9 protein-coding genes and 1 riboswitch are annotated in these 12,108 nt (G+C 67.8%); of the genes, 7 read left to right on the forward strand and 2 right to left on the reverse strand.

The genetic code is table 11. From position 1 onward, the window contains the following. The first annotated feature begins 28 nt into the window (after positions 1-28). From JOF55_RS08615 to JOF55_RS08630, 4 genes are all read left to right on the forward strand, one after another. Complete coding sequence (locus JOF55_RS08615) at positions 29-2,008, forward strand: M48 family metallopeptidase (RefSeq protein ID WP_310272252.1); 1,980 nt, start codon at positions 29-31, stop codon at positions 2,006-2,008. 643 nt (positions 2,009-2,651) lie between these two features. Further along, positions 2,652-3,419 (forward strand): phosphatidylserine decarboxylase, encoded by a 768-nt coding sequence (locus JOF55_RS08620; protein WP_310272254.1) that lies wholly within the window; start codon positions 2,652-2,654, stop codon positions 3,417-3,419. Further along, positions 3,416-4,348, forward strand: a complete 933-nt coding sequence (gene pssA / locus JOF55_RS08625) for a CDP-diacylglycerol--serine O-phosphatidyltransferase (RefSeq protein WP_310272256.1) — start codon at positions 3,416-3,418, stop codon at positions 4,346-4,348. Before JOF55_RS08620 ends, pssA begins: the two co-directional genes overlap by 4 nt. Positions 4,349-4,460: 112 nt before the next feature. After that, positions 4,461-6,707 (forward strand): AAA family ATPase, encoded by a 2,247-nt coding sequence (locus tag JOF55_RS08630; protein WP_310272259.1) that lies wholly within the window; start codon positions 4,461-4,463, stop codon positions 6,705-6,707. 133 nt (positions 6,708-6,840) lie between these two features. Here JOF55_RS08630 and JOF55_RS08635 read toward each other — a convergent pair whose 3' ends face one another. Then, positions 6,841-7,533 carry a LytR C-terminal domain-containing protein gene (locus tag JOF55_RS08635; RefSeq protein ID WP_310272261.1) on the reverse strand — a complete coding sequence of 231 codons (693 nt, stop codon included), beginning with the start codon at positions 7,531-7,533 and terminating at the stop codon, positions 6,841-6,843. Further along, positions 7,530-8,066 carry a DUF3263 domain-containing protein gene (locus JOF55_RS08640; protein ID WP_310272264.1) on the reverse strand — a complete coding sequence of 179 codons (537 nt, stop codon included), beginning with the start codon at positions 8,064-8,066 and terminating at the stop codon, positions 7,530-7,532. The genes JOF55_RS08635 and JOF55_RS08640 overlap by 4 nt, the downstream gene beginning before the upstream one ends. Before the next feature lie 213 nt (positions 8,067-8,279). Between JOF55_RS08640 and JOF55_RS08645 the strand changes: the two genes are divergently transcribed. The 3 genes from JOF55_RS08645 (at position 8,280) to thiD (ending at position 11,852) form a co-directional block, all read left to right on the forward strand. Further along, a complete protein-coding gene (locus JOF55_RS08645; RefSeq protein ID WP_310272267.1) occupies positions 8,280-8,855 on the forward strand; it encodes a peptide deformylase in 576 nt (191 codons plus the stop codon). 151 nt (positions 8,856-9,006) lie between these two features. Continuing rightward, positions 9,007-9,135, forward strand: a riboswitch (TPP riboswitch). After that, positions 9,128-10,810, forward strand: a complete 1,683-nt coding sequence (gene thiC, locus JOF55_RS08650; RefSeq protein ID WP_310272270.1) for a phosphomethylpyrimidine synthase ThiC — start codon at positions 9,128-9,130, stop codon at positions 10,808-10,810. (Overlaps the previous riboswitch by 8 nt.) Before the next feature lie 136 nt (positions 10,811-10,946). Then, complete coding sequence (gene thiD / locus JOF55_RS08655) at positions 10,947-11,852, forward strand: bifunctional hydroxymethylpyrimidine kinase/phosphomethylpyrimidine kinase (protein ID WP_310272272.1); 906 nt, start codon at positions 10,947-10,949, stop codon at positions 11,850-11,852. The last annotated feature ends 256 nt before the right edge of the window (positions 11,853-12,108 follow it).

Genomic DNA, 12,108 nt, shown 5'->3' on the forward strand with positions numbered 1-12,108 from the left:
GGACGACCTTCGATCGGGAGTTCCTCACTTGCGTGGCCCTTGGCGCGCCGTCCTGGCGCTGGCGCTGCACACCGGCTTCTTTGCCCTGCCCATCGGACTCGTGGTCGGCCTGCTCGGCATCGCGCTGTTGACCTACCGCTACGACCCGGACAACGGTCTCCGGGCCGGCCTCGCCGCGTTACCGGTCGCCTGCCTGATCGGTCTGGGCCTGCGTACGGTGCTGCGTACGCACATGCGTCCGCGTGGCGTCTCGCTCGACAGGTCCGCCCAACCGCAGTTGTGGGCCGCGGTCGAGCACATCGCCGACGAAGCAGGCACCGAGGAGCCCGGCCGGGTCCGGATCACCTCCACCCCCGAGGTATGCCTGCGGGCGGACACCACGCTGCTCGGTCTGCGCACCCGCAGGCGCCACCTCGAAGTCGGACTCCCGTTGATCGCGGGACTGGACGTGAGCGAGCTGCGCGCGCTCGTGGCTCACCAATTCGGATGCACGGGCGCGGGCAGCAGACTCGAAGCAGCGGTCCACCGCACGGCGGTCGACGTCGAACGCACCACGCAGGGCTTGACCGGCGGCCCCACCAAGTGGCTGTTCACCGGCTACGCCCACGTCTACACCGCCATCACGGCACCCATCATGCGTGACCTGAAGTTCACCGGAGACGCCGTGGCCGCGCGGGTGGAGGGCCACCGCGTCACAACCACCGCACTGCGCAAGGCGACCGAGATCGAACTCGGCTGGCGCGACTACTCCCACGAGTACCTCAGTATGGCCGTGTCCGTGGAGCGCACCCCCGACCTGCTGCTCGGCTTCCGCGCATTTCTCGAGCATCCGGACCGCAAAGAGGATCTGACCGAGCGAGCCAAGCGGGTGATCGCCGAGGAGGGCACCGACGGCGATCGCGACCGCGCCCACGGCCCCACGCTCCGGCAGCGCGTCGACGCGCTCGAGCGACTCGGCGACAGTGACGACGAGCCGGACGACCGTCCTGCCATGGCACTGGTGCGCAACCCACGCCGTGCCATCCCCGCGCTGGAGGACCAGCTCATGGTCGACGGGATGGGCGCCCGGGTGCCGTGGCCGGAGCTGGCGCGAATGGCGGGCGCGGCGGAAGCCGCCCACCAGGCCGCGAGGCTCAGTTCGTCGGTGCTGCAGAGCGGCGTGTCCTCCGATTCGACGCTGGCGGGGGTGCTGGCGGCCCTCCACCAGGGCCAGGGCGCCGAGCTGATCAACCCCATGCTCGATCCCGCCCTGTGCCCGGAGGACATGGACCAGGCGGTGATCGACACTCTCACCGAACTACTCGGAGCGACCGCCGTCGACGCGCTCGTGTGCGCGGGTCAGGCACAGCACGAGCTGGACTGGGGCGGAGCCTGCAAGGTGCGACTGGCCAATGGGCAACTTCTGGATCCGGATCGACTGGTCCGCCCGGCGGTCGTCGACCCACGGCTGATTCCCGGACTGCATCGCCATCTGGTCCACCTGGGGGTTCCGCTGGAGCACTCCCAACCGGCCGCCGAGGAGCCGGAAGCGGTACTGGCGGGAATCGTCAGCCCCGTGCGGTGTGCGGGAAGCCTGCACGAACTTCTGGTGACCGACCGAGGTCTCCTGCTCGTGCCGAGCCTCTCCGGCATCGCTCGGCGCGTGCTCGCCGGGGCACTGACCTCCGTGCGGCGCAGGGAGAACCATCAGCTCGCCCGGTTGGCCGACACGCCCATCACGCAACTCCGCGAGCAGGCGGACGCACAGTGGGTGGACAGCCGCGATATCGCCACGGCCCGGTTGCTGCAGCAAAAGTCGGGGTGGGTCCTGACCCTGGAGCTCTATCTGGACGAATACGCCGTATCGGAGATCGACTCGGCGAGCACGCGCCCCGGCGAGGACGATCTGGTGCTGCTGGAGGTCCACAGCACGCCCGATTCCGGAACTCGTGGAGCGCCGTACGGGGGACTCGACGAGTTGATGGGGGCTCGGATGAACGTGGAAGACCAACGAAACCGGGACGGGTGAGTATGATCGCCCCACTTTGTCACCGTAAGTCACTGAATTCGTGCCCAATGTCCTCCGTTAGCGGCTACGGACTTCCTGTGAGCTCAATTACACTGGAAAACGCGTAACAAACCGTGGAGGAGCGACATCTCTCCGTTGTCCCCGACTTCCTCATCCTGCTTACCGACGAGGGAGGGGTGGACACACCGGGTGCGTGTGCCGTCGGGGGGCGCACGAACCCATCCGGGGGAGGTCGCCAGGTGCCAACGGGGAGGTGCCTGGCGGCCGTGGGTCCGGGGTGGGACCGGCACTTCGGGGGTGCCGGTCCCACCCCGGACCTGTTTGCCGGGAACGTACCGTGATCCGGCACGAGAACTCACGAACCGCCGTCCGAGCTTCGGCCGCTCCGGCCCCACGGCCATGTTGGTGCTCGTTCGAGCAGTCACGGCCACACGGTCTCAGCCAACACCGGCCAACCCGGCCAACCGGAAGAGTCGCGGAGATGTCTTCGTTTCATGCAGTTCAGAAGGCCTTGCATCGACACTCCATGATCGACTCCACCCCCTGGCGACGGAAGCCGTAAGCGTGTCGGCGATGCTGTAACGACGACGACCGCACATCGGCCGCCGTATCGTGACCTCCGACGTAGAGGCGAACCACCTCGATGACCATCGAAACAGACCGAAAAACCAGTCCACTGGCGCATCTGGCCGGGCTCGTGCGTACGACCATACCGCCGATGCATCCGGCCGGGCGCCCGTTCGTGTTCGGCGCCGTGGCCGCCACGCTGCTGCTGCGCCGTCTCTGGCGGCCCGCAGGAATGATCGGCGCGATCATCACCGCATGGTGTGCCTGGTTCTTCCGCGAGCCACGCCGCACCACACCCACCGTGCCGAACATCGCGGTCTCCCCCGCCGACGGCACCGTCTCGCACGTCGAGCAGGCCACGCCGCCGCCCGAATTGGGCTTGTCCCCGGCGCCGATGACTCGGATCAGTACTTTTCTCACCGTGTTCGACGTGCACGTGCAGCGCCTCCCCATCGCAGGGCGGATCACCGGTGTTTCCTACCGGCCGGGCAAGTTCGTCTCCGCCGACCTGGACAAGGCCGCCGAGGACAACGAGCGCAATTCGATGGCGATTCGCAGCACCGAGGGCCACGACCTCGCCGTGGTACAGATCGCCGGGCTGATCGCCCGCCGGATCGTGTGCTCGACACGGGAGGGCGACACGGTACTGGCGGGCCACACCTACGGTCTGATTCGGTTCGGCTCACGCGTCGACCTCTACGTCCCCGCCACCAGTCGGATACGTGTCGAGCCGGGCCAGCGCACCATCGGCGGCGAGACGATCCTCGCCGACCTGCCCGCGGCACAGTCCTCCCCCACAGAACCCTCCTCCCCCTCGACGTTGGGAGGCGACGACAACGCATGAGTGTCGTCCGCAACAATCCCGGTGTTCGTTTCCTCCCGAACGCCATCACGGTGCTGGCGATGTGTGCGGGTCTGTCCGCGGTGCAGTTCGCCCTCAACAAGCAGCTCGAGGGTGCGATCACCGCTGTCGGCGTCGCCGCGGTACTCGACGGGCTGGACGGCCGCATCGCCCGGCTGCTCGACGCCACCACGAAAATGGGCGCGGAGCTGGACTCGCTGTCGGACGCGATGTCCTTCGGCGTGGCACCGGCACTGACCCTCTATGTTTGGCAATTGCAGGGCGATCGGGTCGGCTGGGTCGTCTCGCTGGTTTTCGCCGTGTGCATGATCCTGCGCCTCGCGCGGTTCAACACCCTGCTCGACGATACCGACCAGCCCACCTTCACCAAGGAATTCTTCGTCGGTGTCCCCGCACCGGCTGCCGGACTGCTCGCGCTCCTACCTCTGGTGGTGACCGCCTACATCGGCCATGACGGCTGGTGGTCGGCTCAGCCGATCGTCATGGTGTGGATCGTGGCCATCGCGGCGCTGGCCGTCAGCCGGGTACCGACGCTGTCCTTGAAAACCGTCAAGGTCCCCGCCCGGACGGTGGCACCACTGTTGGTACTGGTCGGGCTCCTCGCCGCCGGGATCGTCACGTTCCCGCTGATGTCCCTGGCGATCGCGATGGTGATCTACCTACTGCACATTCCCTATGCCGTTTACCGTCACGCATGGCTGGCCAAGCACCCCGAGGCCTGGGAAGCGCCGCCACGGGAACGACGCGCGATCCGGAGGCGCACCCAACGCCGCCTCGGACTGCGGCCGCCACTTCGGCGCAGCGTGGCCGGCGCCGCCCGGCGGGTACGTCTGCCACGGCGCAACGGTCATCCGGAGGGACCGAGCAGGCGGAGCCAGCGCAGACTCGGGCTGCGCCGCAGCCGCCGCTGAGCTCGGTTCTCGGCAAAACCGGGATTCCCCTCGCGCCGGGGAGAAGGCCGAAGTTTCCGGGAGAACTTCATCCCCCACCAGGGTCCACCGGACACGCATTAGTCTCGGGTGGGTGGCCTCTCCCGCACTCACCCTGACCGCTCGCCTCTCGACGTCGGCCGCGGACACCCGGCGCGGTGTCGTGCGGCTGCATCCGGAAGTACTGGATGCGCTGAACCTGCGCTCCTGGGATGCCGTACAACTCACCGGCAGCCGAGTCACCGTGGCGCTCGCCGCAGCCGCCAAGTCCGGTGGTCCGACCGGTGTCGTGCTGGTGGACGACATCGCACTGACCAATCTCGGCCTCGCCGAGGGCGCCGAGGTCGTGGTCGCTCCTGCCCGGGTCACCGCCGCCCGCAGTGTCACCGTCTCGGGTTCGCGGCTGGCCACCGCCGCGGTACCCCCCGAAACGATCCGCCTCGCTCTGACCGGCAAGGTCCTGTGCACCGGTGACACGGTCTCGCTGCTTCCCCAGGACCTCGCCCCCTCGACGGCCACCAATGCGGGACAGGTCCGCAGCAGACTCTCCCACGCACTCGGCATGACCTGGACCAACGAACTGGTCACCATCGCCGCCAGTGATCCTCTCGGCCCCGTCGCGGTACACCCCTCCACCGTGGTCACCTGGCGCGGGCAGCAAGCCGGCCCCGCTCCTGCGGCCGTACCGACGAGCGAACCGGCATCGCAGGCCGGTTCCGAGCGCTCGGAGTCGCAGGCCCACCCGACCGTCGCCGTCTCCGATCTCGTCGGAGCGCGCGAGTCGGCAAGCCGACTCACCGAATGGCTCCGACTGTCGTTCGACCAGCCCGAACTCCTGGAGCGCCTCGGCGCGAAACCACACCTCGGTGTCCTGGTCAGCGGTCCCGCAGGGGCGGGCAAAGCCACCCTGGCCCGCTCGGTCACCGGTGCCGTCGGTGCCGAACTCGTGGAGATGTCGGCCCCCAGCGTGAACGCGCTGGAAGCCGCCACCGCCGCACGGCGCGTGCAGGAAACGATCAACCGCGCGACGACCATCGCCGGTGGCGGCGGTTCCTGCGTCCTGCTGATCACCGACATCGACGAGCTGCTCCCGAGCACCGATCCGCCGCCGCTGGCGACCGTCGTGCTCGACACGCTACGCGCGGCCGTCACCACCTCGGGCCTGGCGATCGTCGTCACCAGTGCCAGACCACAGGCGCTCGATCCGCGCCTGCGCGAGCCCGAACTCGTGGAACGGGAACTGACCATCGCCCTGCCCGACACCGGCGTCCGCACCGATCTCCTCCGCGTGTTGCTGCGTCATGCACCACTGGCTCCGGATGTCGAACTCGGCGACCTCGCCGAACGCACACCGGGATTCGTCGCCGCCGACCTGGTCGCACTGTGCCGCGAGTCGGCCGTGCAGGCAGCGCTGCGCCATCGGAGCAGCCCCGACAAGGCGGGAGCGGACAGCACCGAGCCACGCGTGCACCACCAGGACTTCCTACAGGCGCTGAGCTCCGTGCGCCCCATCTCCATGTCCGCATCGGACACCTTGCAGACCGGTGGGCTCACACTCGACGACGTCGGTGACATGGTCGACGTCAAGCAATCCCTCGCCGAAACCGTGCTGTGGCCGCTGCAGTATCCGGACTCCTTCACTCGGCTCGGTGTCGAGCCGCCGCGCGGGGTGCTGCTCCACGGCCCGCCCGGCTGCGGGAAGACCTTCCTCGTACGCGCACTGGCAGGCAGCGGAAGGCTCAACGTGTTCTCGGTCAAAGGGGCCGAACTCATGGACAAGTGGGTCGGAGAATCCGAGCGCGCGGTGCGGGAACTGTTCCTGCGGGCCGCCAACGCGGCACCCGCACTGGTGTTTCTCGACGAGGTGGACGCACTGGCTCCCAGACGGGGTCAGTCCTCGGACTCCGGAGTGGGCGATCGGGTCGTGGCAGCGCTGCTGACCGAACTCGACGGTGTGGAGCCCAGGCACGATGTCGTCGTACTCGGCGCCACCAACCGTCCCGAACTGGTGGATCCCGCGCTGCTGCGGCCGGGCAGGTTGGAGCGCCCGGTTTCGGTACCGCCACCGGATGCGGCAGCACGTGGGGAGATCCTGCGAGCAGCGAGCGCGAACACCCCATTGGCATCCGATGTGGACCTGGATGAACTCGCCGCCTCCCTGGAGGGGTATTCGGCGGCGGACTGCACCGCACTCATCCGCGAGGCGGCATTGAGCGCCATGCGGGAATCACTGACCGCTTCCGAGGTATCGGCCGCCCACGTGGAAACCGCCCGAGCCACCGTCCGGCCCTCCCTGGACCCCGCGCAGATCACCGCCTTCGAGTCCTACCGGAACCGGTAACCACTGCGACGGTGCCTACGGGCGTCTCGGTACCCCTCCATCGCCAGGAGGCCGAGCAGCGTATCGGACCGGGATCGGTTACCGGTGGCCGGCCACCGGAGTGGGTCACCGGGGGTCGATCACCGGGGGTCGGTCACTTGCCGGGCTCGGCGCCGTCGTAGTTCTTGGTGACGATGACGATGATGCCGGGACTGGCGTCGGTGATCCCGTCGAAACGCGGTTCGGTCCGCGCACCGAACCGCGCGCCGATGGCCTCGGCCTGCTGCTGCTCGGCTGTGCCCGGCCGGTAGTAGATGGTGGTGGTGGGGATCCGGCCACTGGAGTAGTTGCCGATCTCGGAGACCGTGTAGCCCGCCTGCCGAAAATCCTCGGCTGCGCGATGGGCGAGCCCGCTGATCATGCTGTTGTTGTAGATGCGGACCGCGATGCGGCGATCGCTGCCCGCACCCGCCGTGTTCCGGCCCGGCGCGTCCGGGGCCGGAGCAACCTGCCCCGGCTTTCCGGGGGCCGGTACTGCTGTGCTCCGCCCGCCATTCGGCGATGCTCCCGGTGTCCCCGGCTTCCCGCCCGGAGACCGTGTCTGCGATGTCCGCTCCGGGGATGGTGCCGCGGACGGCTCGGGCACCGCAGGGGACGCGCCGGACGCCGGAGTCGCCGCGGTGGGCGAAGGCGGCGGAGTGGAGGACGTCGACTGCGCGACACTGTGTGTCCCGCCGGAGACGACGGTGGCGACGCCGAACACCGCTGCGAGAACGCCCAAGCCGATCAGTACGAAACCGACGAGCTTGGTCGCGGACGGTCCGACCGGTGGTTCTCCGGAAGTCATCGGGTCTCGGCTCCCCTCGTCTCGGTCTCCCGCCGAGAAGAGCTCCGCTGCGGAAATGGCCGGTATGCCGGTTCGCTTCCGATCGGATACGCGGGTTCGGCATCCGCGTGGCCGTCCCGGTCCCGACGCAGACGCTTGATCAGCATGGGATCCGCCCGGAGCGCTTCCGGCCTGTCCACCAACGCAGCAAGAACCTCGTAGTAGCGGGACACGGGCATATCGAACAGCTCACGGATCGCTCGTTCCTTGGCCCCGGACCGCTTCCACCATTGCCGTTCGAAGGCCAGAATGCTCCACTCCCGCGAACTCAGGGAACGCGCCCGCTGCCCCTCGGAGGTCGGCTCGGACGGCTGCGGCTCGTCCGGCACGGTCGGCTCGCTGATCCGCTCGATCGGCTCGGTGATCGGATCGGCGAGCTTCAGATGCCGAGGCGGCGCCGGTTCGGGCTCGCTCCGACGCTGCTCGACGATGCGCGCCATGTGCTCGCACTGCCGGGCGATCTCCTGCGCAGTCAACATCTGGGCAGCGTCCATGCGACTCCTCGCCTCGCGATCGGGGCACCCGCGTTCGCAGGAATCACACTCGTGTGAGTCCTGACCTCCATTACACCATGTCATGATCCACGGTGTGTGCATCTCACGCCGTGCAAGCCACATTCCGTTGTGTTGATCATCCGGCGATCTCGCCGGACCCCACGGGTGCACAGGAGGCCGTTCCCGCACTACCGGGGCGATACAGTGCGGTACATGGCCGTGCACTCGATCCGCATCGCCGGTGATCCGGTACTGCACACTCCGACGCGCCCGGTGGTGGCTTTCGACGACGAACTGCAAACCCTGATCGACGACATGGTCGAGACCATGAAAGCGGCGAACGGGGTCGGGCTGGCTGCCAACCAGATCGGCGTGGACCTGCGCGTCTTCGTTTACGACTGCCCGGACGACGAAGGCACCTACCACCAGGGGGTGGTCGTGAACCCGGTGCTGGAGACCTCCGAGGTTCCGCAGGGCATGCCCGATCCCGAGGAGGACTGGGAAGGATGCCTGTCGGTACCCGGGGAGAGCTATCCGACAGGGCGTGCGGAGTGGGCGAAGGTGACGGGAGCCGACAGGAACGGGAATCCGATCGAGGTGGAAGGCACCGGATATCTCGCCCGCTGCCTGCAGCACGAGACCGACCATCTGGACGGGTATCTCTACCTGAGCCGATTGATCGGCCGCAACGCACGGGCGGCGAAGAAGATGGTCAAGCGCAACGGCTGGGGCGTACCGGGCCTGTCCTGGAACCCCGCCGAGGAAAGCGATCCGTTCGCCGAGGAATGATGCCGGACCACGGCCGTCGGAACTCGCCGGTGTCCAGGCTCGGACCGAAGGGCTCCGGCAGGTCATCAGCCCAGCGGAACACCCGACTTCCGTCCGGGGAGTGAAGACCACTTGGCAAGAGGCACCGAATATGGCTAGCCTCATACCCGACAACGAAATCTGCGGGAGCTCGCACCGGAAGCGGGCTGAGAGGGCGGCTGAGTCGACAGGGGCTCGGGGCCGCCGACCGCCTGAACCTGACCGGGTAATACCGGCGTAGGGAGTGAAAAGTCATGGCCGACGTGTCTCCGGCGCTGTCCGATTCCGACGCTTTTTCGTCCAATGGTGACCAGTCCGGCGGAAACAATGCCGGGGTCACCACGGGAGCCATCCGCGGCTCGCGGAAGGTCCACCACACCACCGAGTCCGGCCTGAAGGTGCCTGCACGCCGCATCGAGCTGTCCAATGGTGAGCACCTCGACGTCTACGACACCTCGGGTCCCTACACCGATGAAGCAGCCCATGTGGACGTCCACAGTGGCCTGCATCCGCTGCGCACCGGCTGGACCGACGGTCGGGAGCACCGCACTCAACTCGGTTGGGCGAAGTCCGGCGTGGTCACCCGCGAGATGGAGTTCATCGCCGCCCGCGAGAACGTCAGTCCGGAATTCGTGCGCGACGAGGTCGCCCGCGGGCGCGCGGTGATTCCCGCCAACCGGTGCCACCCGGAAAGCGAGCCGATGATCATCGGCAAGAATTTCCTGGTCAAGGTCAACGCCAACATCGGCAACTCCGCCGTGACCTCCTCGATCGAAGAGGAGGTGGAGAAGATGGTGTGGGCAGGCCGCTGGGGCGCGGACACGATCATGGACCTGTCCACCGGCAAGCGCATCCACGAAACCCGCGAGTCGATCCTGCGCAATTCCCCCGTACCGATCGGCACGGTGCCGATCTACCAGGCGATGGAGAAGGTCGACGGCGATCCGGCGAAGCTGACCTGGGAAATCTACCGGGACACCGTGATCGAGCAGTGCGAGCAGGGTGTGGACTACATGACCGTGCACGCGGGAGTGCTGCTGCGCTATGTGCCGTTGACCGCGCAGCGCGTCACCGGCATCGTCTCGCGCGGCGGTTCGATCATGGCCGCCTGGTGCCTGGCCCACCACCGGGAAAGCTTCCTCTACACGCACTATTCCGAGCTGTGCGAGATTCTGCGGCACTACGATGTGACGTTCTCGCTCGGCGACGGGCTGCGTCCCGGTTCCATCGCCGATGCCAACGACCGTGCCCAGTTCGCCGAATTGGAAACACTCGGCGAACTCACCCACATCGCCCGCGAGCACGACGTGCAGGTCATGATCGAGGGTCCCGGGCACGTGCCGATGGACAAGATCACCGAGAACGTGCGCCGGGAAGAGGAGCTCTGCGGCGAGGCGCCGTTCTACACGCTCGGGCCGCTGGCCACCGATATCGCACCCGCCTACGATCACATCACCTCGGCCATCGGTGCGGCCAACATCGCACAGGCCGGGACGGCAATGCTGTGCTATGTCACGCCGAAGGAGCACCTCGGGCTGCCCAACCGCGATGACGTCAAGACCGGTGTGATCACCTACAAGATCGCCGCGCACTCCGCCGACCTCGCCAAGGGACATCCGCGAGCGCAGGAACGCGATGACGCCCTCTCGAAAGCGCGGTTCGAGTTCCGCTGGCACGACCAGTTCAATCTCGCACTGGATCCGGACACCGCCCAGTCGTTCCACGACGAGACGTTGCCCGCCGAACCGGCCAAGACCGCGCACTTCTGCTCCATGTGCGGACCGAAGTTCTGCTCGATGAAGATCACTCAGGACGTGCGCGACTATGCCGAGAAGCACGGTCTGACCAGTGTCGAGGCGATCGAGGCCGGGATGCGTGAGAAGTCCGAGGAGTTCACGGAGGAGGGTGGACGGGTTTACCTGCCCGTCGCCGATTGACCGGCGGCGCGCGTGCGGAGCCGGTGCGCTCGTGGCAGAGGCCGGGCACTTCGGGTGCTGTGGTTGTGCGCGAAACTGCAGCACCACACCCGGTGACCGGTGAGGAACGATGCGGTGAACCCGTAGCATGAACGCGATGCAGAACGAGCAGGCAAGCACGCCGCAGCGACCGTACGTGCCGGTCGAAGCCGGTGCTCACGAAGTGCGGCCCGCCAACGATACTGCGCCCCCCACGGCATTGACGATCGCCGGGTCGGATTCCGGGGGCAGCGCCGGTATGCACGCGGACCTGCGCACGTTCTTCTCCTGCGGCGTGCACGGGATGACCGCCGTGACAGCGGTGACCGTGCAGAACACCGTCGGGGTCAACGGCATTGTCGAGATCCCGCCGGAGACGGTCGCCGCACAGATCGAGGCGGTCGCAGGCGATATCGGGGTGAACGCCGCGAAGACCGGGATGCTGGCATCGACAGGATGCATCGAGGCCGTGGTGGCGGCGTGCGACTCCCAGGGCATCGGCCGTGGTGGTCGCGCGCCGTTCATCGTCGATCCGGTCGCTGCCTCCCGGAGCGGGGAACCACTGCTGCAGCCGGACGCGCTGGACGCCTTGCGCAACGAGGCGTTCCCCCGCGCGAGTCTCGTGACCCCGAACCTCGACGAGATACGGCTGCTGACCGGCATCGACGTCCGTACCCGCGCGGAGCTGTGGGACGCGGCCAAGGCGATGTACGACTTCGGGCCCGAGTGGGTGCTCGTCAAAAGCGGGCATCTTCCGGACGATCCCGAGTGCGTCGACCTGCTTTTCGACGGTAGCGAGGCGACACCACTGCCCGGGCCTCGCTACTCCACCGTGCACACGCACGGCGCCGGTGACGCATTCGCTTCGGCGATCACCGCCGCACTTGCCAGGGGTGCATCGATGCCCGATGCGGTCCGGCAGGGCAAGCGGTTCGTGACACGCTCTGTGGAGCACGCGTATCCGCTCGGTTCCGGTGTCGGCCCGGTATCGACATTCTGGCGCATCAGTCCGCGCTCGATCTAGAAACCGGTGCTTCGTCGCCCGAACCGGGTCCTCCACCGACCGAAGAAGCCACCGTACTCGGCACCCGGTTCAGTCGGTGCTCGGCAGGCCGTGCTCCGGCCGAAAGGAGCACTCGTACAGGTGATTCTCGTCCCCTCGCCGTAACCCCTGGCGTACTCGACGTCGACATACGGCGTGAAGCGTCCGCGTATCCCCTCCCGCACCTCCGCCGGGACGGGGCAAGCCGCGCGCTCCGCCGAGGGAGTCATGACAGCGT

This window comes from Haloactinomyces albus (genome assembly GCF_031458135.1).
Classification (GTDB): domain Bacteria; phylum Actinomycetota; class Actinomycetes; order Mycobacteriales; family Pseudonocardiaceae; genus Haloactinomyces; species Haloactinomyces albus.

Coding starts and splice junctions, on each gene's coding strand:
- JOF55_RS08620 (WP_310272254.1), top strand. CDS start 2,652: ATGACCATCGAAACAGACCGAAAAACCAGTCCACTGGCGCATCTGGCC.
- JOF55_RS08640 (WP_310272264.1), bottom strand. CDS start 8,066: ATGGACGCTGCCCAGATGTTGACTGCGCAGGAGATCGCCCGGCAGTGC.
- pssA (WP_310272256.1), top strand. CDS start 3,416: ATGAGTGTCGTCCGCAACAATCCCGGTGTTCGTTTCCTCCCGAACGCC.
- JOF55_RS08635 (WP_310272261.1), bottom strand. CDS start 7,533: ATGACTTCCGGAGAACCACCGGTCGGACCGTCCGCGACCAAGCTCGTC.
- thiD (WP_310272272.1), top strand. CDS start 10,947: ATGCAGAACGAGCAGGCAAGCACGCCGCAGCGACCGTACGTGCCGGTC.
- JOF55_RS08645 (WP_310272267.1), top strand. CDS start 8,280: ATGGCCGTGCACTCGATCCGCATCGCCGGTGATCCGGTACTGCACACT.
- thiC (WP_310272270.1), top strand. CDS start 9,128: ATGGCCGACGTGTCTCCGGCGCTGTCCGATTCCGACGCTTTTTCGTCC.